This window comes from Nonomuraea turcica (assembly GCF_030718205.1).
Classification (GTDB): Bacteria; Actinomycetota; Actinomycetes; order Streptosporangiales; family Streptosporangiaceae; genus Nonomuraea.
Map to the genome: position 1 here is coordinate 100,922 of NZ_JAUZQF010000006.1, position 21,497 is coordinate 122,418.

The following is a 21,497-nucleotide window of genomic DNA, read 5'->3' on the forward strand; positions in this document are numbered from 1 at the left end:
CGAGGCGACGCTGATGCCCCCAGGGCACCCGCCACCGGGTCCCTGGCTATGACGGTCCGTCGCCGTACATGGCGTCGTGTTGTTGACGCGGCGAGCACACGCTTGCTTTGGAGCACGCACACCGCCGCCCTCCATCGTTGAGCCGCACCACCACGGAGTCGGACGGCACATTGTGCCCCACGACCGTCCCCGCCCCCTGCGGGGTCTCCACACTGGCCCCCACCCGGGGCGCCGAAGCCCGGAACTCCTGATACAGCGGATGCTCGTACTTGAGGCAGCACATGAGCCGCCCGCACGCGCCCGCGATCCGCAGCGGATTGACCGGCAGATCCTGGTCCTTGGCCATGCGTACGGACACCGGCTCGAAGTCCTTCAAGAACGTGGCACAGCAGAGGTCACGGCCACACGGGCCGATGCCGCCCTGCAGGCGTGCCTCGTCCCTCGGGCCGATCTGGCGCAACTCGACCCGGGCACGCAGGTTGCGGGCCAGATCTCGGACCAGGGCGCGGAAGTCCACCCGGTGCGGGGCCGAGAAATAGACCGTGTAGACGTTGTCCTGGTCCAGATAGTCGACCCCGACCACCTTCATCGGCAGCGAGTGCCGCTTGATCAGGCGCTTGGACACGCTACGCGCCTCGGCCCGGCGGCGCTTGTTGGACTCGTCGCGGGCCAGATGCTCCTCACCTGCCGGCCCCGCGCACACCGGCAGCCCGTCGATGTCCTCACTCGAGTATTGCGGCGCCCACACGCACTCCGCCACCTCCGGACCCGAGTCGGTCGGCACGAGCACCTTGTCGCCCACCTTCGGGCTGTGCCCGCCGGGATCGAGGTAGTAGAGCCTCCCATAACGGGTGAAGCTCACGGCCATGATCATTCCCATGGGCTCGAGCTCGCCTCCTGACGGCCTCGGGGGTTCTTGCGGCCTTCGTTGCCACACTACGTGGGTCCGTACGCGGAAGGTCAGGGGTGCGGAGATGGATGTTCGCCGGATCACTTGCTGATCGGGCACACCTTGCTGTCACGCAGGAACAAGCCGTAGTCGATCTCCAGCGTGGCCTGCACGGCCAGGCAGGGGATGTAGTTGGCCGAGGCCACCCCTGGTTGGCGCTTCAGCGTGGCGACCGTCTCGGCCCAGTCGGTGTTCGGCTTCAGCACCAACCGGAAGGATTCGGGCATGTCCTCCACGCGGGTTGCCTCGACCAGCGCCTTGTTGCTGTTGTACGCGCGTATGAAGTTCTCATACGCCGCTTTCTTGTCCTCAAAGACGTACGAGTGGACCTCAGGCATGGCCTCGATCAGCTTCCTGATGGCCGTTTTCTGGGCGTTCGTCGCCTCCCTGCCCCGCTTGGCAGAGAGTTTGTCCTTGCCCCGGGACTCGCGCTCGGCAGCGCACGCCGGCAGGGTGGACCCCTTGCCGCAGAGAAACACGCTGAGCCGCGGCTCCGACAGCCGCTCGGCCGACGCCTCGGCAGAGGCGGCTTTCCGGTCCACGACACTCCGTATCCCGGGCAGTCCTCGCAGCGCCTGCTGCACCTCGCGCCGATCAGCCCCCTCCTTGATCTCCAGCCGGAACGACATCGGCATGTCGGTGACCTTGATCGAGTCAAGCAGCGCCTTGTTGTCCGCGAAGCTGACCCGGAAGCTGTCGTAGGCGCTCGCCTGGTCCACGAAGAACACCGCTTCGACCTGCGTCAGCCCCTTCACCGCCCGCTCGACCGCGCGCACCTCCTCCAGGCTCGCGTCGCGCCCCCGGCACAGCGGCTCCTTCCGCGCTGACTTCGTGCACAAGAAGACGGCCATATCCGCCTCCTCCGGGTTCGTCGCCACCACCTGGTCCTCGCCTTCGAGACCGCCCAACCCCGCGGCGGTCGCCACCCCCGCGAGCACTACGGCCACCGCCACGGCCACCAGCCGGAAATCCATCCGGAGCCGCCGCCGCTCCGGTGCCCGCAGCGGCCTGAGAGTGCTGGGGTCGATCGCCGCCCCCGCCTCGGCGAGCGCCTCACGCAGTCTGTCTTCGACCGGGCTGTTCATGATCCCTCCTTGAGTGCTCGGCCGAGGGCGGCCAGCCCTCGCGCGATCGTGGACCTGGCCGTGCTCGCGCTGATCCCCATGGTCTCGGCGATCTCCTGGTCGGACAGGTCGAGGTAGTAGCGCAGCGTCAGCGCCTCGCGCTGCCTGCGCGGCAGCTCTCTCAGGGCGAGCAGGACCTCGCGCCGCTCCTCGCCCATGAGCGCGGCGCTCTCCGCCGACCAGACGGGTGGCTCGTAGGGCACCGCCCGCCGGAACACCACCGCCCGTCTTCGCAGGATCGACCGGCACCCGTTGAGCACCGCGGAGCGCACATAAACCAGGGCCTTGTCGACGTCCCGCAGCCTGCCTCGGCCGGCATGAGTGCGGGCGAACGCCTCCTGCACGACGTCCTCGGCGCTCGCCTGGTCACCGACCATGATGAGGGCCAGCCGCACGAGGCCCACGTGATGCTCGGCGAAGATCGACGCAACGTCGACCCGCTGCCGCGCCAGGGCCTCTTCTTGGGTGAGCAGTTCGGCTTCCACGTAACAGAGACGCCCGGAGGCCTCGTCTGCTGCTCCGGTCACCCGGTTATCTTCCGCCTATCCCGCGCCAGGAGCGCACGCCGCGCGCCATGATCATGACCGCCGGGCTACACCAGGAAAGCCTCAGCCGCGCAGCGCCAGCATCATCGCCTCGACCGCGATCTGCGGGTTGACATTGGCCCCGAGCCGTTCCCTGCACTGCATGATCGCATCGATCCGCCGCATTGTTTCCTCGGGCGTCGACCGCTTGGCCAGTTGATCGAGATCGAACCGGATGTCGTCGTTCGCCAGCTCCACCGCCGCCCCGAACTGCATGGCCAGCACGTCGCGGTAGAACGACACCAGCTCGAGCAACGCCGAGTCCAGCGAGTCCCGCTTGATCCGCGTGGCCCGTGACTTCTGCCGGTCCTCCAGCTCCTTCAGCGCCCCGGCCCCGCCCCGCACCAGCCCTCGGTTGAGCCCCTTGCCCGTGGAGCCCTCGCCGTAGAGTTTGCGCAGCTCGGCGGTCTCATTCTCGTTGAGTGCGGCCGTGGCCGCAGCCGCCTCCTCCTCTGCCGTCTTCACCAGACGCTCGGCGGCGGACACGCACTCCCCCACCCCCGTGAGCGAGTGTGGAATGCTCAGCACGGCCTCGCGCCGCTGCCTGGTCCCCTCGTCGAGCGCCAGCGCCCGTGCCCTGCTGATGTGGCCCTGAGCGGCCCTGGCGGCGAAGGCGGCCGTCTCCCACGGCACGCTGTCACGCGTCGCGAGCACGTGGGCGACCGCGTCCGCGCTGGGTGTGGTCAGGGTGACCAGCCGGCAGCGCGACCTGATGGTGATCATCAGATCGTCGGGGGCAGGCGCGCACAACAACCACACCGTGCGGGGCGGAGGCTCTTCGATGGCCTTGAGCAGGGCGTTCGCGGCCGACTCCGTGGCCCGGTCGGCGTCCTCGAACAGGATGACCCGCCACCGCCCCTGCCTCGGCGCCCCGGCGGCACGCAGGATGAGCTCACGGGTCTGCTTGACGCTGTAGGACAGGCCCTCGGGGCGTACGGACTCCAGGTCGGGGTGAGAGCCGATCAGCACCTGGTGGCACTGGTCGCAGTGGCCACAGCCGCCGTCAGGGCACAGCAGCGCCGCGGCGAAGGCACGGGCGGCGTCCTGGCGTCCGGAGCCGGGCGGGCCGGTGAACAGCCAGGCATGCGTCATACCCGTGCCGCGCCCGCCGCCGACGACCTCTCCGGCCGCCGCCGCGGCCCGCGACAGCACGGCCACCGCCTTGTCCTGCCCCACGAGGTCATCGAAAACGGTCACGCGCTAAGGGTAATTGCCCGCCACCCCACGTGGGCGCAACAACGGGGGTGAGGGCCTCACCCCCAGTCGCGGATCGCCGGCATCGTCCCCGTGACGTCCTCCGCCTCCTCCGGGACCGGGTCGGGCAGAATGTCGCGGATGCGGTCCTGGATCTGCCGGGTGATCAGCTCGAGCGGCTGGGTGCCGTCCACGACCAGATATCGCTCGGGCGCGGCCGCCGCCAGCGCCCGGAACTCCTTGCGCACCCGCTCGTGGAACTCCAGCGGCTCGGCCTCGATCCGGTCGACCGCCCCGCCCAGCCGGGTCAGACCCAGCTTGGGCGGCGTATCGATGAGCACGGTCAGGTGCGGCACCAACCCACCCGTCGCCCAAGCGTTGATCTTGGACACGTCTTTGGGATCGAGCGCCCGCCCCGCGCCCTGGTAGGCCAGCGACGAGTCCACGTAGCGGTCGGTGATCACCAGCGAGCCCCGGTAGAGCGCCGGCCGGATCACCTTTTCCACGTGCTCGGCCCGGTCGGCGGCGTAAAGCAGCGCCTCCGAGCGCGCCGACAGCCCGCGCTCTGCCGCGTCCAGCAGGATGGCCCGCAGTCGCATGCCGACCTTGGTGGAGCCCGGCTCGCGCGTCTGCACGACGTCGTATCCCTGGTCGCGCAGCCAGATGGCGATCAGCCGCGCCTGGGTCGTCTTGCCCGACCCCTCGCCGCCCTCGAACGCCACGAACAACCCCGGCACGTGCTCGACGGCCTCGGTGGGGAAGCGCTCGCCGCGCACCGCCGCGATGAGATCCGCCGCCAGGGAGACGCCCTTCCTGTCGTCCATGTGGCGCAGCGCCAGGAGGCCGACGATCGTGGCGAGCACCCCGCCGACCACCAGCACCAGGTTGGTCCCGTCGAACCGGTAGGCGAACTCGCCCAGCTCCAGCCTGTGCACGCCGAACAGCGCCGCCAGCGGGCTGGCGACGGCGACCACGAGCAGCAGCGTGACGCGCGCCGTGGACTGCAGGAACGCGAATGTACGGCCACGCAGCCCGTCCTCGACCTCCAGCCCGATCAGCGTGTAGCCGATGATCCAGGCGATCCCGGCGCACGCCCCGAGCAGCACGGTCAGCATGACCACGATCACCAGGTTGTGCACCAGCGCGATCGCGACCAGGACCAGCCCCGCCACCGTGATGGCCACCCCGAACAGCCGCCGCCGCGACAACTCGCGCAGCAGCCGGAGCCCGAAGAACATGCCCAGCGCCATGCCGACGAAGACCGCCGCGAACACGACACCGTAGGCCGCGTCGCCGCCACCCAGCGTGCTCACGTAGATCCTCGCCACGCCGACCACAGCCCCACCGGCGGCGAACGCCCCCAGCATGCCGATGATCAGCCCGCGCACCAGCCGGTTGCCGCCGACGAACCGCCAGCCCTCAACGATCTGCTTGAGCACAGAGGGAGTGGAGATCGCGCCGTCCCGCTTGGGGATGTCACGCAACGTGAAGATCAGGAACGCCGACACCAGGTAGGCGCAGGCGTTGACGACCAGCGCCAGCCCGGTGGCGTCCCGGCCGGCAGGGAACGGCACGACGGTCCTGATCAGGTCGCCCGCCACGGACAGCGCCGCGAACAACATGGCCGCGACCGGCGCGCTGCCGTACGTGACCAGCAGGTTGAGCCGGTTGGCCGACTCCAGCTGCTCCTTCGGCACCAGATTGGGCACCGTGGCGTCCTTGGCCGGGACCCAGAACAGGTTGACGCACTCGACCAGGATGGTCGCCACGATGATCCACTGGTAACTGTTGACCACCGGGATCGACAGCACCACGGCGAACCTGGCCAGGTCCGCCGCGAACATCGTCAGCCGCCGGTCGAACCGGTCGGCGAACACGCCCGCGAGCGGCCCGAGCAGCACGGCCGGCAACATCTTGGCGATGAAGACACCGCCGACGGCCAGCGACTGCACACGGTAGTCGTCACCTTGGGTGAGGTTGGCGGCCAGCGCGGTCAGCGCCAGAATGTTGAGCCAGTCACCCAGACTGCACACCGACATGGCCATCCAGAGCCGTCGAAACGGCGCGTTGGCCAGCACGTGGGTAGGGCGGCGTCGGCCAGGGGCAGTCATGATTTCAGGGTATCCAGGTCTTGACCAGAAGCGGGTGGACAAGAGACGAGCCGGATATTCCCGGCGGACTCGTGGCCGAGGGTATTACGTACGCGGCCCCGCGCGCAGGTTACACACCTCGAATGGGTCCCCGAAAATATCACCAATTGAAAACTCCGGTCCCATCTCGAGCCTCTGCTACCAATGGGCCCCACTCGGCCCGGATATCGGGTGGCAGGTCCAGATCGTCCCAGAGCTCGGCGAGCAGCACACCGTCCACGTGGTCGTGTAGTTCCTGAGGACTGCCCTCGCACAACAACAGCGTGTATGCCGCCCTCCGCTCCGCACGGTCGGCCAGGTCGTAGTCACGGCCACGCAGCCGCGCCATCCCCAGCGCCGCGGCGACCGGCAACCGCCACAACCGGCTCGGCACAGGAAAGGGCCGCGCGGCGAACTCCACCTTCGGCTCCAGCGCCAGCCGGAACCCGGCTGCGTCGAGGATGCGCCCGGCCGTCTCGAGCGTCGGCGACTTCCTGCCGTGCTCATAGGCCGACAGCGTGGTCCGCGACGTGCCGCTGACGGTGGCCAGTGCCTTCTGATTCATGCTCGCGGCGTGCCTGGCCTGCTTGAACAGCAGCCCACCGCGCTCAGCCCAGATGGCGACACCAGACGCCAGCGCCGCCTCCATCGGCGAGGACACCATGGATGATCCTTTCCGTACGTATCCGTCCGGATACTACGGCATCATGGCGCCCTGTGGCCACTCGACTACGCTAGGCGAGTTCCAGCATCGTGATCTCGGGCGGGGCCCCGACCCTTACGGGCGGCCCCCAGAACCCGGCGCCCCTGGTGACGTAGACCTGCACCCCGTCCACGGTCGCCAGGCCGGACACCACCGGCTGCTGCAGCCCCACGACCAGGCTGAACGGCGCCATCTGACCGCCGTGCGTGTGCCCGGACAGCTGCAGGTCCACGCCATGGCGGGCGGCCTGGTCGACTTGGACCGGCTGATGCGCGAGCAGCACCGTGGACCGGCTGGTGTCGCGGTTGCCGAGGGCCTTGTCGAAGTCGGGGCCGTCGCCCTGGGAGGTGCCGTTGAGGTCGTTCACCCCGGCCAGGTCGAGGACGGCGCCCTGGTGCCTGATCTCCACGCGCTCGTTTCGCAGCGGGCGCACACCGAGCTGCCCCAGCTCCTCGATCCACTCGGCGAACCCGCCGGGGGCGAAGTATTCATGATTGCCGGTCACGAAATATGCCCCGTAGCGGGACTCGAGGTCCTTCAGCGGCCGCGCCAGCGCGCCGAGCTGGGCCACCGACCCGTCCACCAGGTCGCCCACGATCGCGACGACGTCGGCCTCGAGCTCGTTGATCATGCGGACGATGCGCTCGGTGTGGGCCTTGCCCGTCAGCGGTCCCAGATGGATGTCGCTGACCACGGCGAACCGCAGGCCGCCGAGCCGCTGGTCCAGGTTCGGCAGCGTGACCTTGACCCGCTCGAGCACCGGATCGCCCAGAGCGCTCGTGATGCCGTAGCCGACCGCGCTCAGCGCGCCGGCCCCGGCGATGGCGGCGGTGGCCCGCCCGAGGAACAACCGCCTGCTCAGCGGAGCAGGGGGCGCGGCCTTCTCAGCCGGCGCGGCCCCCTCAGCAAGGGCGGCCCCCTCAGCAGACGGGACCGTCTCAACCGGCGGAACCGTCTCAACCGGCGCGGTCTCAGCCGGTGCGGTCTCCTCGACCGGCGCCGCCGTGCCGGCCAGGACCGGGACAGGCTCGAACTCGGCCTCCGGCGCCCGCTTCCGCTCGGCCCTGCGCAGGAACAACCCCGCCACAGCCCGCGGAATCTCCAGCACCACCAAGAACAGGAACAGATAGAACAGCAACGCCAGCCAGACGTATCCCGGCCAGGCCAGCCAGTGCCCGAACTCCATCCGCGTGCTGACGAACGTGCCCACGACCAGCGCGAATAGGCCCACCATGCCCCAGGTCAGCGCCTTGCGCAGCCGCCCGGGGCCGGTGGTCGAACGCACCAGCCGGTGCCAGAGGTAATAGTGCGCCAGCAGCACCAGGCCGACGAAGATCAGGACCACCACGTATTAGATGCTACTTACGATTTGGCAGCCGGCTTCTTCGCGGGAGGCTTTTTCGCCGGCGCCTTCCTCGTCGTGGTGGTCTTCTTCGGCGCCGGCGCCCGCTCCCGCCGCTCGGCCAGCAGCTCCGCCGCCCGCTCGATCGTGATGTCCTCGACCGTGTCGCCCTTGCGCAGGGAGGCGTTGGTCTCGCCGTCGGTCACGTAGGGGCCGAAGCGCCCCTCCTTGACCACGACCGGCTTCTTGGAGTTGGGGTCGTCGCCCAGCTCGCGCAGCGGCGCCGCGGCAGCGGCCCGCCGCCCACGCGGCTTGGGCTGCGCGAACAGCTCCTTCGCCTGGTCGATGGTGACCGTGAGCAGGGCCTCCTCGGAGGCCAGCGAGCGCGAGTCCGTGCCCTTCTTCAGGTAGGGCCCGAACTTGCCGTTGTACGCCGTGACCTCCTCGCCCTCCAGCTCGCCCACGACCCTGGGGATCGACAGCAGCTTGAGCGCGTCCTCGAGCGTGATCGTGTCCAGCGACATCGTCTTGAACAGCGAGCTCGTACGGGGCTTCGGCGCGTCGGCCTTCTTCGTCCGCCGCTTGGGAGCCTCTTCGTCCACGGACGGCTCGGGCAGGACCTCCGTCACATAAGGCCCGTACCGGCCGTCCTTGGCCACGATCATGTGCCCGGTCACCGGGTCGTGCCCCAGTTCGCGGTCACCCGTCGGCCGCGAGAACAGCTCCTCGGCCTTCTCGGCGGTGAGCTCGTCGGGCGTCATGTCCTCGGGCACGTTGACCCGGGCGCCCTCCCTGTCCAGGTAGGGGCCGTACCGCCCGACCCGCAGGACGATGTCCGACCCCCTGACCGGGAACGAGCTGATCTCCTTGGCGTCGATGTCGCCGAGGTCGGTGACCATCTCCTTCAGGCCCTCGTCGCCGTCGGAGCCGTAATAGAACCGCTGCAGCTCCGGCACCCGCTCCGCCCGGTCGTTGGCGATGTCGTCGAGCACCTTCTCCATGTCGGCCGTGAAGTCGTAGTCGACCAGGTTGCCGAAATGCTGCTCCAGCAGGTTGACCACGGCGAACGCCAGGAACGACGGCACCAGCGCCGTGCCCTTCTTGAACACGTAGCCGCGGTCGAGGATCGTCCCGATGATCGAAGCGTACGTCGACGGCCGCCCGATCTCCCGATCCTCCAGCTCCTTGACCAGCGACGCCTCGGTGTAACGCGCGGGCGGCTTGGTCGAGTGGCCGGCCACGTCGAGCCTGGTCACGCTGAGCGGGTCACCTTCGGCCAGGTTGGGCAGCCGCTTCTCGGAGTCGTCGCGGTCGGTCGATGGATCGTCGGCCCCCTCCACGTACGCCTTGAGGAAGCCGTAGAACGTGATCGTCCGGCCCGACGCGCTGAACTCGACGTCCTCGCCGGCCGACGACCTGCCGCTCACCTTCACCGTGACCGACTCGCCGATCGCGTCCTTCATCTGCGAGGACACGGTCCGCTGCCAGATCAGCTCGTACAGGCGGAACTGGTCACCCGTCAGCCCGGTCTCGCCCGGCGTGCGGAACTCCTCGCCAGAGGGCCGGATCGCCTCGTGCGCCTCCTGGGCGCTTTTGACCTTGCTGCTGTAGACGCGCGGCTTGTCCGGGACGTACTCGCGGCCGTACAGCTTGATCGCTTGCGACCGCGCGGCCGCGATCGCCGTCTCCGACAGCGTGATGCTGTCGGTACGCATGTAGGTGATGAAGCCGTTCTCGTAGAGCCGCTGGGCGACCTGCATCGTGTATTTGGCGGAGAATCCCAGCTTCCGGCTGGCCTCCTGCTGCAATGTGGTCGTCCGGAACGGCGCGTACGGCTTGCGCGTGTACGGCTTGCGCTCGACCGACTTGACCGCGAACGACACCCCCTGGAGCCGCCCGGCGAGCTCGCCCGCGGCCGCCTCGGACAGGTGCAGCACATCGGCGTTCTTGAGCTGCCCGGTGCTGGCGAAGTCGCGGCCCTGCGCCACCCGCTTGCCGTCGACCAGGGTCAGCGTCGCGGTGAAGTCACGCGGACGCTCCTCCGGCTTGTTGGTGTCGAACAACGCCTGCAGGTCCCAGTAGTGGGCGGACGTGAACGCGATGCGCTCCCGCTCACGCTCCACCACCAGCCGCGTCGCCACGGACTGGACGCGACCCGCCGACAGCTTGGGCTTGACCTTCTTCCACAGCACGGGGCTGACCTCGTAACCGTAGAGCCGGTCGAGGATGCGCCTGGTCTCCTGGGCGTCCACCAGGCGGAGGTTGAGGTCGCGCGGGTTGGCCACGGCGTCCCGGATGGCCTGCGGGGTGATCTCGTGGAACACCATGCGGTGCACCGGAACCTTGGGCTTGAGCACCTCGCGCAGGTGCCAGGCGATGGCCTCGCCCTCGCGGTCCTCGTCGGTGGCCAGATAGAGTTCGTCGGCGTCCTTCAGCAGCTGCCGCAGTTTGGCGACCTGCGACCGCTTGTCGGGGTTGACGACGTACAGCGGCTCGAAGTCGTGCTCGACATTCACCCCGAGACGCGCCCATGGCGCCCCCTTGAACTTCTCAGGGATGTCGTCGGCTTTCTCCGGCAGGTCGCGGATGTGGCCGATGCTCGATTCGACGATGTAGCCGCGCCCGAGGTACCCGGCGATCGTCTTCGCCTTGGCCGGCGACTCGACGATCACCAGGCGTGTTCCGCCGGCGCTGCCGTTCTTGGCTGGCACGCTGCTTCCTACCTCGCTGTTCGCTAGCAAAATCCCCCTGCCGGGAGTCGGCACAGACTGAAAGGTAACCCGACTCGCGGAAATTTCCTTCCCCCGGGCTACCCACTACCTTCCGGGTCCACCCACAAGCACGCAGAATAAGGCCCATCGAGCGGCATGGCGCCCTGACTCACCCTGGAGACTAATCGTTGTGCTCGACTACTCCTACATGGATATCTTCATTCCGCGCGACCTCACTCGCGAAGCAGCACGTCAGCTGCTGACCGAACACGCAGAGTACGGTCAATGGGAGCTCGCGCGCGTACGCGTCCACCCCGACGGGAGCCGTCACGTACGGCTACGCCGCAAGATTATGCGGGTCCGCCGGACGCTCTGAACGCGGACATGGCTTTGCCCGTCCCAGGCCGCGCCCCCGGAACGGGCAAAGCATCTATCGCTGACTGCTCACGGGCTGCGAGCAGCAGCCGTACCTGTATACGGACTCGCCGAATCCCTCACTTCCGGCCGGGTCGAAGCCGGAAGGTGTGGCGGGACTACTTGCGGGCGAACCGGATGCGGCGGGCCGACGCGAACAGCGTCGCCGACGCGGCGAACATGGCGCCGAGTGCGAGGGCGAGCAGCGAGCTCGGGTTCATCCCGGTGAGGCCGGCGGGCTGCTCGGCGCTCATCAGGCCGATGCCGCCGATCGGCAGGCCCCGGGTGACGGAGGTCACCGCGCCGCCGACGGGAGTGGAGGAGATCAGGTCGGTCGCCGTGCTGAGCGGGGAGGACGAGCGGGCCGGCGCCGGACGGGACTGCGCGGTCTTCGACGCCTTGGCCGGGGCCTGGGCGTGGACGGGCAGGCCGGGCAGCTCGGGCAGCTGCGGCAGGCCGAACGTCCTGGCGACGTCCTCGACCAGCGGCACCGCGGTCACCTGCTGCGTGAGACCGGAAACGGCGTCGAGCTGCGCGGCGCCGGCGAGGTCCTGCAGCCGAGCGCCATCCGCCAGACCCTGCACCTGCTCGGTCACCGCGGAGACGCCACCGACGGTCTCCTTCAACGCGCCCGCGACGGGGACGCTCTCCAGGACCTCGGCCCCTGGAACACTCTCGAGAGCCCCGACGGCCGGGACACCCTGGAGGCCGCCCAGGGCCGGGACGCCGGCCAGCATGGGCAGCAGGCCGCTCTTCGCGGTCGCGGTCTTGCTGACGGTGGCGTGGGTGCGCCCGTACGAGCCGCCGGAACTCTCGTGTCCGGGCCTGCCGACGTTCGCCCCGCCCAGGCATCCGGCCGCCGCGTCGCCCAGGACGGCCACGGCGTTGCCGCAGACGTTCACCGGCGCGGCGATCGGCGCCACGATCTGGTTACCGGCCAGCACACCGCCCCTGCCGGACGTCCGGTTGCCGCCGCCGTTACCCGGCGAGACCCCCGCGCCGCCCTTGCAGTGGGCCTCGGAGGCCCCGAGCACCGCGGCCGCGTTGCCGCAGACGTTGACGGGCGCACTGATCGGCGCGACCGTCTGGTTCCCGCTTAGCACACCGCCCACTCCCGACGTACGGTTGCCGCCCGCGCCGGAGTTGCGGACCTTGGCGCCGCCCTTGCAGCCGGCGAAGGCGTGCCCGAGCGCGGCGGCCGCGTTGCCGCAGACGTTGACGGGCGCACTGATCGGCGCGACCGCCTGGTTCCCGCTCAGCACACCGCCCACTCCCGACGTACGGTTGCCGCCCGCACCGGAGTTGCGAACCTCGGCGCCACCGTTGCATCCCGCGGTGGCGTTGCCCGCGGCGTTGCCGCAGACCTCGACCGGCAGGCTGACCGGGGCCACGACCTGGTTGCCGCTGCCCGCGCCGAAGCGCCCGTCGGTGTCGTTGCCCGCGCTCCTGTGGTGCTTGCGGTAGCTCGGCCCGCCGCTGGTCACGGAAGAGCCGCCCTTGCAGCCCGAGAACGCCCGCCCGAACACGGCCACCGAGTTGCCGCAGAGGTTGATCGGCGCGCTGATGGGCGCGACGGCCTGGTTGCCGCCCAGCACGCTCCCCTCACCGGACGTACGGTTGCCGCCCGCGCCGGTGCCGTAGACGGTCGCGCCGCCCTTGCACCCCGCCGTAGCGTCGCCGAAGATCGCCACCGCGTTGCCGCAGGCGTTCAGCGGGGCGGAGATGGGCGCGGTGATCTGGTTGCCGCCGAGCACGCTCCCGTCCCCGGAGGTACGGTTGCCGCCCGCGCCGCCCTTGCCCTGGTTGCGAACGCTCGCGCCGCCCTTGCAGCCGGCGTCGGCCTCGCCGAACAGCGCGATCGCGTTGCCGCAGGCGTTGACCGGGGCGCTGATCGGAACGTTGATCTGGTTGCCGCCGCCGACGGAATCGTCACCCGAGGTCCTGCCGGAGATGCCGCTCCTGCCGTTGTTCACCACCTCGGCGCCGCCCTGCGAGGAGGCCTCCGCCGAGCCGGCCGCCGCGACCGAGTTGCCGCTGATGTCGATGGGGAGAGAGATCGGCAGGTCAATCTGGTTGCCGCCGCCGATGGAACCGTCGCCTGAGGTGTCGGCGAGGGCGGTGCCGCCGCCGAACGACATGACCGCCACCGCGAGAAAGGCGGCAGGGGTCGATGCCTTGGCCCACGTACGCATGATGAATGCTCCTAGTGGTTCTTGGGGGGATACCTGAACAGATCGCGGGCAGCCCGAGACCAGATGAGGTTCACGCACAGCGGAGACCTCGAGACCGCGAACCGGTTTGACTGACGTGTCACCCGCCGGCGGAGGGGATCAAGCCGCGCTCCGCCGCTGTGGCATGAAGATGCCGATCAGTGCGATGTGAAGGCGGGGGTCAGTCAGGTGAGAAAGAAGGGTCGTCCGCCGCTGTGCGGACGACGGGGGGCAGCACGTACGCCGGGAGAGCGCGCCGCGCCTGGAGCCGCGGGTCGAAGACGGACCTCGCGATGTCCCCCGTAGCGGCACCGAACGGGCCGCTGCCACCGCCATTGGGCACCAAGCCATTGGTGTCCAGGATCTTTCCGGCAGTGGACGGTGATGGAAGGCCAGGATCCCGCTGGCTGTTGAGCCCGTCGACCGTGCGCCCGGCCATGGCCTCCGCGTTGATCGACGCCGAGCCCTGATCCGAGCCCACGAGGGCATGGGGCACCGCTTCCGCCACGGCGGAATCCGCCGTGGCGGTGACGTCCGCAGCTGCCGGAGCAGCGGTGAGCATGCCGAACAGAACAGCGAGCAGCCACCCGGCGACCGCGAGGGCACCGATCATGACTGCCCGCACGACGACCCGTCGGGCACCGGCCGCGAACCGCGCCATCCGGCGAACCCGATCGTCAGCCGCGTCCTGCTCCGGATGGGCCACGGGCAGACGGCACGCAGCGAGGGACATCTCCCTCGACTGCTGCACTGCCGCGCGCACCACGTGACCTCCCGGACTCCAGAACCGACCCCACACCATGAGGACGTTCCGAGGACTCATCCCTCAACGGTCCGTAACCGTAGCAGCACGCAAGGTCGCCGCAACCCTCTTTTCACGTGAGTTCCAGGAATTCGCCAACCGCACAACTCCCAAACCAGCCCCAATCACCCCATCCGGCCGGCACCCACACCAAGACGCCGCCATCAGCGCCCCCAACCCGCCCCAATCCGGCCCCACCAAGAGGTCTTCGAAGAGTGACCGGATTCTTGGTATGACGCACTCCGTAGAGTTTGCTAACCTTACTGAGCCGACGCGAGATGACGGTCTCGCGTGCAGGCACCAAGTCCGGGTGGCGGAATAGGCAGACGCGCTAGCTTGAGGTGCTAGTGCCCAGTGATGGGCATGGGGGTTCAAGTCCCCCCTCGGACACCCAGGAGACCCCGAGTTTGTGCAGGTCACAGGCTCGGGGCTTTTGTGTTTTCGCCACCGGAACGAGCCGTGATGCTGCTCTGAAACTTCCCGGCCTTGATCAGCCGTTGCCGCCCGTGATTGCGGCGAAGCTGTCGACGGCGTCGCGCTGGATCGCCGGAAGACCGGCCTACCCGACAAGGGACATCCACACCGCCATGCCCTGCACCGCTTCGACGGCGCGAGACTTTCCGACGAGACCACGCCCGCAGCTCAGCCCAACCGATCTGTGTCTGGGTGGCGGTGAGTTCACCGAGGACATCTACTCCCTCAAACGCGAGGTGCTGGAGTTCCGCGCAGCCCAGGACCCGCTGGTGCCAGTCCTGGAGGAGATCGTCAAAGGCCAGGTGGAGCTGTGCACCGTCGCCCGCGAGCACTTCCGCGACGTGCTGGATCACCTGCTTCGAGTGGACGCCCAGGTCGACGAGCACAACGAGTTACTGACCAGCGCCCTGAGCGCGCACCTGGCCCTGGTGAGCCGAGAGCACAGCACCGCAGCCATGCAGCAGAACGCCGACATGCGCAAGATGGTCATCGCCGTGATCATCGTCCACCGGCTGCTGCGCAAGAGCGGGTGGCTGTGAAGACGCCGAAGTTCCCGCCCCGCGGGCTTTCCTCCAGCCGGATCCTGCTGGCTGCCGTCATCGCCTGGATCGTCCTGCTAACCGTCCTCATCCTGCTCGACCCCCGTTCCGCCGGCGCCACGCCCTAATGACCAGCAGCGCGCCCGCAAGCAGGCCTTGCGAGACGAGTGCGACGCCTACGTCCTCACGTTCCTGCGGTTCGACCATGAGCCATGGATGCGGTGGGCGGCGCGGTGACCGACACCGCCTTCGTGGCCGACACCCACCGCACCCTCGCCCTACTGGTGCCCTACCTGGCGATGACGCTGATAAGCGACACCTGGGCGCCACCGCCTACCGCGACGTGGCCCGATGGGTCGGGTCAGGAGCGCGCCTGGAACGACAGTGGTTCTCCCGTCTCGATCAGGCTCTTGAGACTGGAGAGAATCATGGGCCAACCCGGGGCGACCACCTTGAGGAACGCGCCCTCCGATTCCAGGTCGCTGTGCACCACGGTCAATCGAGTCACCTCCCCCATCGGCGTCAGCTCGAACGAGACCGTCGAGGGATGCCCGCCGTTGGCCTGCGGCTGATCAGTTTGGCTCCATTCGTAAACAAGCCCCCGCCCGCGTACGGCCTGCAGAACGGTGCCATCACCGTTGGGGGATCGGCTGGACAGCGGCGAGCCGGGCTGCCAGTCGGTCTGGAAGGACATGCCAAAGCGCCACCGCGGCACCAGCTGTGGATCGGTCAACGCTGCCCAGACGTCATCGGGCGATGCGCGCAGATACAGGTCGACGTGGAGACTCTCCACGGGCCCTCCAATCGAGAATCTGATGAGGACAATCGCTCAGCATCCCGGCACGCCGAGAACCGGACCGGACATCGGCGTCCTCTACTTTCGAGACGAACAGGAGCGGCCGAGTATCGACAACCCAACCATTCGCGGCATGTGATCCATATCACACTGATGTACCGTCTTGGGGGCGACAATGGACCGTACCTTCCGGCAAGTCGTTCCACGGCTTCCGCAGCCGATGGCACCGTCACGGGGCAAGCGTTGCTGCCGGCCGTGATGGCCACCGCCGACCGCCTCCAGTACGACATGCGTCGGGAGCCTGTCCGGCCTGAGGCTCTGGCACGAATGCGGTGGTGACGGTACGTGGTCTTGGAGAGCGGGATCCGCTGCCGTAGTAGGGCGTGTTGGCATGGAGCAGCAGGCTTGCCTCACCTAACCCGCCGACCCTCTCCCGCGGCGCTCATGTCAGGAGCCGTCCCCGGCGAGCGCGACGGCGTCCACCTCGAACAGCATGCCGGGCAGGGCGAGCGCAGCCACTCCGGTGAGTGTCTGCGTGGGGGGAAGGTCCCCCCAGATCCCATGGATGGCCTTGGCGAGGATCTCCAGTTTGGCGGCGTCGTGGCCGACGATATGGGTGCGGATTTGCACCACGTGGCTGTAGTCCAGATCGGTCGCGGCCAGCGCGCTGCTCAGGTTCGCGAACGACTGCTCAACCTGCTCGGCGAAGTCCTCAGAGGTGACGTGGCCGTCGCTGTCGGAGGCGTACTGGCCCGCGATGAAGACGATCTCTCCGGAGGCGCGTGCGATGTGGCTGTAGCCGAATCCGACCGGGTTGTGCAGGGTCTTGGGGTTGATGATGGTGTGGGTCATGGTTGGGTCCCTTCTGATGAGTTAGAGCGTCTGCTTGTTGCGGACGGCGACGGTTAGTGCGGCGACCAGGGTCAGCCCGCAGGCCACCCACAAGACGCCGACGGTGGCGCTCTGGTCGGCGGTGAGCCCGCCGACCAGAGCGCCGAAGGCGATGGACAGATTGAAGGCCGCCACGAAAAGTGATGACGCGGATTCGGTCATGTCGGGTGCGGCCCGGAGCATCCAGGTCTGCAGCGTCACTGAGACCCCGCCGTAGGCCAGGCCCCATACGACCAGCAGGACGGTGCCTGTGAGCGGCCCCGCGGCAGCGAGGGCGAACAGCGCCGTGGCCGCGGCGAGGGTGGCGGCGATCAGCAGGAGCGTTCCGCTCAGTTGCCTGGACACCCGGTGGCCGGCGACGAAGTTGCCGGCGATGCCCGCCAGGCCGTACAGCATCAGCACCGCGCCGATCAGGCTGTCGTCGAGCCCTGCGAGATCGTGAAGCAGGGGGCGGACGAAGGTGTAAGCGGCGAAGTGCCCGCTGATCAGCAAGACGGTGACGACCACGCCGACCCGCACGCCCATGTTCGTCCGCAAAAGTGCGGACAGGTCGGCGAAGTTGATCGTCTTCTGCGAGGGCAGGCGAGGCACCAGGAGAAGCAGCCCGGCCAGCGCGGTCAGGCCCAGGACTCCGACGGCGGCGAATCCACCCCGCCATCCGGCGACCTCCCCGATCAGCGTCCCGGCTGGAACACCGAGCACGGAGGCCGTGGAGACGCCGCCGAAGATGACGGCGGTCGCGGCGCCAGCCTGCTGGGGCGGCACCAGCCGAGCGGCGAGCCCGCCCGCAATGGCCGAGAAGCCTCCGACGCTCACCCCGATCACGACACGGGCCGCCAGCACGACGGCGAAGTGCGGAGCGAGCGCGCAGATCAGGTTCGCCGCCGCCATCAGGCCGACCAGCCAGGCCAGCATGAGCCGCCGGTCCACCGCTGCACCCCGTACGGTGAGCAGGGGCGCGGTCAGTCCGGCGACGAGCCCCGGCACGGTGACCATCAGCCCGGCCGTGCCCGCGGAGACGTCCAGCGCCTCGCCGATCGGTGTGAGCAGGCCCACGGGCAGAAGCTCCGACGTCATCAACGAGAAGATTCCCAGCGTTACCGCCAGAACCGCGAGCCATCCCCGCGTCTTTTCCTCTAACTGGATAGGAAACATCTAGAATTTTCTCCAAAGGAAGACCTTCTTGCGAGAAGGCATTCAGGCTCGCCGGTTCCGCAGCCCATGGCGCGTCTGGCCCGGCACCGCAGGAAACCGCGACTCGACCGTGACCTTCACGTCGGCCAAGGTCTGACCGGCCAGCTCTTTCCGCCAGGCCAGCTCAGCCTTCCGCATGACCTGGGAGATCACGCACGTACTCCGATAGTCGATCTCCATCTCGCCGTCCGGGGCGTCGCGCAGGATCTCAGCGCATCGGAACACTTCCTCAGAGCCTTCGATGGCCACCACCACGTCCAGCACAGTGATGTCCTCCGGCATGCGAGCGAGTTGAAACCCGCCTCGCGGGCCGGAGGTCGACGACACGATTCCGGATCGCGCCAGCGCCTGCAACTGCTTGTTGAGGTAAGCGGGAGGCAGCTTGAAGTAATCGGCCAGGGCGGCGGCCGGCACGGGATAGTCGTCCTCGACCCAGGCCAGGTTCAGGCATGTGTGCAACGCCCACTCCACGCCCTCACTCATCTGCATATTCTGGATAATACATATCCAGAATATTCCATGCAACGCGGCGACACTCTCCGCGCCGCAGTGCTGGCGTGAGGGGCAGATGTCGTGGCTGAGCCACTCCCCGGACGGGCGCGCGGGTGGTCACCACCCGCGACCGAAGATCGCTAGTACCTGCGGCAATCGTGCTTGGCGAGAACCAACGTCATCCCGGCGACCTGGTTGGTCTTGTTAGACACGTAGAAGAGGTAGAGCGCCTTCTTGTTGCCCGGCACGCCGGCCGTCGGATAGCCGCCCGGACCACGCCGCAGGTCGGGGTAGGCGGTCTTCAGTTGCGCCCTGGTGGAGCCGATGCCGATGCCCTGGGGCGTCTTGAGGCCAGAGGGCGCGACGATCATGGTCACGCCGTACTTCTGGGAGATGTACATCCCCACCCGGTAGTTGGGGTACGGGTTCTCCTTCAGGTCCCAGCCCGTGCATCTGGCGTGGTCCCCGACTGATTTGCGGACGATTCTCCCGGTCGCTTTGGCCTTCGCGGCGCTCATGCCGAGCTTCAGGTTGCCGTACCCGTACGGTCCCAGCGTCGCCTTCTGGGTGGCGAACGCGGCGGGCGCGACGGCGGCCGGCACGAGCCCGCCCGCCAGCGCCACTACCAACGCCGAGCGGCCGATCCGTAGGGCGTTGGTTCGGTTCATAGTGTTTTCTCCTTGATCTTTGACTTGATCACCTTAGTGATAGTTCGGATTGGTTGTTGGGGATTCGCGAGTTGCGGGCAGGCGCCGCCGCACCCGGATCACCTACCGGCGCTGGCTTTCACGAAATCGGCCCTCTCGGAGATCCCTCATGTGGTGGCATTCGATCGACTGCCTCAAGCGGGACGGCCGCCACTGCGGCGTGCTCGTCCACCGCGGCTTGTGGATCCACAACCTGCCCAGCTCAGGTTGTGGCGCCGCTTGCGCGGGCACGGGCCGGTGGTGGACGAGTACGGTCCGCACCGATTCGGCGGCGATGCGGCGCTGACCGCCTGCCGCTCCCAGGCGGTCAAGCGCTCCGCCGTGAGCTTCGCGATCTGCTCGCACAGGAGGTTGGACTTGGTCACGAGCCAGCTCGGCGGTGCGGCGGCGAGCAAGGGAGGCGAGTTCCTGCTCCGCCGCCGGTCTTCCGCCTCCTTCGCCCCCTCCGGGGTGGCCGGGAACCGTGAACGCCTCGCGGAGCTCCTGGCGATCTGCGCCTGACCTAGTGCATGTCTCGGAAAGCCACCTGCGTCCTGGATGTGGCGCTGCCCGAATACGCCTGGTCGGGCCGGTACAGCTGCTGATCTAATGCGCAGATGGAGATCTCGCCCAAGGCCGAAGCAGCCCCAGCCGCTGATCCGTGGCCCGGATACTTCGGCGACCGCGGACACCCAGGGGCCAGCCGTATCGGCGCCGGCGTCGAGGGCGTCGTCTACAGGCTGGGCGACGGCAAGGTCGCCAAGGTGTGGACCGGTCGGCCGCCGACCGAGCTCACCCGCCAGGTTTATGCGGACATCGCACGACACCGACTGCCATTCGCCACCCCGGAGATCTTCGAGGTCCAGGAGCACGAGGGCATCGTGGTGACGTACGAGCGTGAGCTACCTGGCGTCCCAATGCGTCGCGATTCCGCGCACGCGGACTACGAGCGCACGCTGCCCGTCCACCACAGGAACGCGCTGCTTGCCGTCCTGCGTGGCCTCGCCTCGGTGCCGGGTACGGACGCGATGCGCCAGCTGACCGTCCAGGGCGATGACCGTCCGCTGTGGCAGGATCACGACCGCTTCCAGGACGCGCTCGCGGCCCTGGTCGTTCGAGCAGCGGCCCGGCACGGCGCTGCGCTGGCCGGGCAGGTGCCGAACTTCGGCGCGGGGGTCGAACGCACGCTGAACGCCCTGCGGTCGCTTCCCGATGCTCCGGTCACAGCGATCCACGGCGACCTCGTCCCGCCCAACATCCATACCGACGCCGCCAGCCGACCCGTCGCCGTACTCGACTTCGGCTTCTATACGACCGCAGGCGACCCGGCCTTCGAGGCGGCCGTCACCGCAGCCGTCTGGGACATGTACGGCCCGTACGCCGAGGAGAACACCGCGGAACTCACCCGGTTCTTCGCACAGGAACTCGGCTACGCGCCCGCCGCCCTCACCGTCTACCAGGCCGTATACGCCCTCACCACCTACGATCTCTTCGGCATGGACGACAACGACGGGCACTTCCGATGGTGCGCCGAGCAGTTGCGCCGCAACACCCTGTTCAGCGCCCAGGTGTCGTGACTACAGCCACTTCTTCCACGCCAGCGTCTGGTCGGCCGGTAACTGCCATCTCGCGGACCTGTTCGTGGACCAGGAAATGCGGAGGCAGTACGCCCGTCCTGGGTGGGCCGAACTCTTAATTGTCGTCAGGTAAGGGAGCCCATCGTCCTAGGCGTCAAGGAACGGCCGACAGCACCCGGGAGGCGCGGCGGCGGGTCGTTCGACGTGGACCACGCCATGACGCGGCTGGGGGTGCGGGTTCCGGTGGACGCCTGGCCGTTGGCCTGGCACGCCGCCTCCTACACGGGCGGCACATGGAACGTACTGGGCTGAAGAAGGCTCAGGAGGCGGTCGTGCCTCGATGGGAGCGGACACGCCGCTTCCGCATCTACTCCTCCAAGCGCATCCCGGACCGTTGCAAACCCGTGCCTACATCGCCGCCATCCTGTCGGCACTCATGCGGCGTCGCGGTCTCCGAGACGATGTCGAGGCAGCGGTTCAGATGCGGGTGGACAAGCAGCACGTCATCCACGAGGGCGACCATCGGTTCGCCGTTGTTCTGGAGGAGAGCGTCCCACGCGCGCCAATCGCAGGGGCCGACGTCATGGCAGGACAACTCGGCCATCTGCTCACGGTGAGCGCCCTACCCTCGATTTCGCTCAGCATCATCCCCCTCGACGCCCACCGGTCCACCATGTGGCCTGTGG

Annotated in this window: 20 protein-coding genes, 1 tRNA gene and 1 pseudogene; 7 read left to right on the plus strand and 15 right to left on the minus strand. The window is 68.5% G+C overall.

Annotated elements, in window-relative coordinates; genetic code table 11:
• Positions 1–46: 46 nt before the first annotated feature.
• The 8 genes from Q9G87_RS17205 to topA form a co-directional block, all read right to left on the minus strand.
• Positions 47–868 (minus strand): PSP1 domain-containing protein, encoded by an 822-nt coding sequence (locus Q9G87_RS17205; RefSeq protein ID WP_371825794.1) that lies wholly within the window; start codon positions 866–868, stop codon positions 47–49.
• 122 nt (positions 869–990) lie between these two features.
• Entirely contained in the window at positions 991–2,034 is a 1,044-nt protein-coding gene (locus Q9G87_RS17210) for a permease-like cell division protein FtsX (protein ID WP_305917376.1), read from the minus strand.
• Positions 2,031–2,600: a SigE family RNA polymerase sigma factor gene (locus Q9G87_RS17215; RefSeq protein ID WP_305917377.1), complete on the minus strand. Its 570-nt coding sequence runs from the start codon at positions 2,598–2,600 to the stop codon at positions 2,031–2,033. Before Q9G87_RS17215 ends, Q9G87_RS17210 begins: the two co-directional genes overlap by 4 nt.
• A gap of 81 nt (positions 2,601–2,681) precedes the next feature.
• The gene (locus Q9G87_RS17220; RefSeq protein WP_305917378.1) at positions 2,682–3,854 is read right to left on the minus strand and encodes a DNA polymerase III subunit delta'; all 1,173 of its coding nucleotides are present in this window, start codon (positions 3,852–3,854) and stop codon (positions 2,682–2,684) included.
• A gap of 56 nt (positions 3,855–3,910) precedes the next feature.
• On the minus strand, positions 3,911–5,962 hold the full coding sequence (gene tmk / locus Q9G87_RS17225) for a dTMP kinase (protein ID WP_305917379.1): 2,052 nt from the start codon (positions 5,960–5,962) through the stop codon (positions 3,911–3,913).
• A 139-nt stretch (positions 5,963–6,101) separates the two neighbouring features.
• Positions 6,102–6,644, minus strand: a complete 543-nt coding sequence (locus Q9G87_RS17230) for a helix-turn-helix transcriptional regulator (protein ID WP_305917380.1) — start codon at positions 6,642–6,644, stop codon at positions 6,102–6,104.
• 70 nt (positions 6,645–6,714) lie between these two features.
• On the minus strand, positions 6,715–8,031 hold the full coding sequence (locus tag Q9G87_RS17235; RefSeq protein WP_305917381.1) for a metallophosphoesterase: 1,317 nt from the start codon (positions 8,029–8,031) through the stop codon (positions 6,715–6,717).
• A 14-nt stretch (positions 8,032–8,045) separates the two neighbouring features.
• The gene (topA, locus tag Q9G87_RS17240) at positions 8,046–10,736 is read right to left on the minus strand and encodes a type I DNA topoisomerase (protein WP_305917382.1); all 2,691 of its coding nucleotides are present in this window, start codon (positions 10,734–10,736) and stop codon (positions 8,046–8,048) included.
• A 208-nt stretch (positions 10,737–10,944) separates the two neighbouring features.
• On the opposite strand from topA, the gene Q9G87_RS17245 reads away from it, so the two are divergent.
• Positions 10,945–11,112, plus strand: coding sequence for a DUF5703 family protein (locus Q9G87_RS17245; protein ID WP_236667176.1), 168 nt, complete (start codon positions 10,945–10,947; stop codon positions 11,110–11,112).
• A 157-nt stretch (positions 11,113–11,269) separates the two neighbouring features.
• On the opposite strand, the gene Q9G87_RS17250 is transcribed toward Q9G87_RS17245, so the two are convergent.
• Positions 11,270–13,342 (minus strand): chaplin family protein, encoded by a 2,073-nt coding sequence (locus Q9G87_RS17250; protein WP_305917383.1) that lies wholly within the window; start codon positions 13,340–13,342, stop codon positions 11,270–11,272.
• Between the two features lie 199 nt (positions 13,343–13,541).
• Positions 13,542–14,126 (minus strand): hypothetical protein, encoded by a 585-nt coding sequence (locus Q9G87_RS17255; RefSeq protein ID WP_305917384.1) that lies wholly within the window; start codon positions 14,124–14,126, stop codon positions 13,542–13,544.
• A 340-nt stretch (positions 14,127–14,466) separates the two neighbouring features.
• Between Q9G87_RS17255 and Q9G87_RS17260 the strand changes: the two genes are divergently transcribed.
• The 3 genes from Q9G87_RS17260 (at position 14,467) to Q9G87_RS17270 (ending at position 15,303) form a co-directional block, all read left to right on the plus strand.
• Positions 14,467–14,552 (plus strand) — tRNA-Leu (locus Q9G87_RS17260).
• Between the two features lie 197 nt (positions 14,553–14,749).
• Complete coding sequence (locus Q9G87_RS17265; protein WP_305917385.1) at positions 14,750–15,175, plus strand: magnesium transporter CorA family protein; 426 nt, start codon at positions 14,750–14,752, stop codon at positions 15,173–15,175.
• Positions 15,172–15,303 (plus strand): hypothetical protein, encoded by a 132-nt coding sequence (locus Q9G87_RS17270; RefSeq protein ID WP_305917386.1) that lies wholly within the window; start codon positions 15,172–15,174, stop codon positions 15,301–15,303. The genes Q9G87_RS17265 and Q9G87_RS17270 overlap by 4 nt, the downstream gene beginning before the upstream one ends.
• 233 nt (positions 15,304–15,536) lie before the next feature.
• Here the strand turns inward: Q9G87_RS17270 and Q9G87_RS17275 are convergent, their stop codons facing one another.
• From Q9G87_RS17275 to Q9G87_RS17295, 5 genes are all read right to left on the minus strand, one after another.
• Positions 15,537–15,968 (minus strand): SRPBCC domain-containing protein, encoded by a 432-nt coding sequence (locus Q9G87_RS17275; protein ID WP_305917387.1) that lies wholly within the window; start codon positions 15,966–15,968, stop codon positions 15,537–15,539.
• A 450-nt stretch (positions 15,969–16,418) separates the two neighbouring features.
• Positions 16,419–16,823 carry a RidA family protein gene (locus Q9G87_RS17280; protein WP_305917388.1) on the minus strand — a complete coding sequence of 135 codons (405 nt, stop codon included), beginning with the start codon at positions 16,821–16,823 and terminating at the stop codon, positions 16,419–16,421.
• A gap of 21 nt (positions 16,824–16,844) precedes the next feature.
• Complete coding sequence (locus tag Q9G87_RS17285) at positions 16,845–18,017, minus strand: MFS transporter (RefSeq protein WP_305917389.1); 1,173 nt, start codon at positions 18,015–18,017, stop codon at positions 16,845–16,847.
• A gap of 42 nt (positions 18,018–18,059) precedes the next feature.
• Entirely contained in the window at positions 18,060–18,539 is a 480-nt protein-coding gene (locus Q9G87_RS17290) for an RrF2 family transcriptional regulator (protein WP_305917390.1), read from the minus strand.
• Positions 18,540–18,688: 149 nt separating this feature from the next.
• Entirely contained in the window at positions 18,689–19,216 is a 528-nt protein-coding gene (locus Q9G87_RS17295; RefSeq protein WP_305917391.1) for a hypothetical protein, read from the minus strand.
• 219 nt (positions 19,217–19,435) lie between these two features.
• Here Q9G87_RS17295 and Q9G87_RS17300 point away from each other — a divergent pair, with 219 nt between their 5' ends.
• The 3 genes and pseudogenes from Q9G87_RS17300 to Q9G87_RS17310 form a co-directional block, all read left to right on the plus strand.
• Positions 19,436–19,756, plus strand: coding sequence for a hypothetical protein (locus Q9G87_RS17300; protein ID WP_305917392.1), 321 nt, complete (start codon positions 19,436–19,438; stop codon positions 19,754–19,756).
• A gap of 95 nt (positions 19,757–19,851) precedes the next feature.
• Positions 19,852–20,811 (plus strand): aminoglycoside phosphotransferase family protein, encoded by a 960-nt coding sequence (locus Q9G87_RS17305; RefSeq protein ID WP_305917393.1) that lies wholly within the window; start codon positions 19,852–19,854, stop codon positions 20,809–20,811.
• A gap of 436 nt (positions 20,812–21,247) precedes the next feature.
• Positions 21,248–21,421 (plus strand): annotated as a pseudogene (locus Q9G87_RS17310) (Scr1 family TA system antitoxin-like transcriptional regulator); the annotation flags it as partial.
• Positions 21,422–21,497 lie beyond the last annotated feature (76 nt).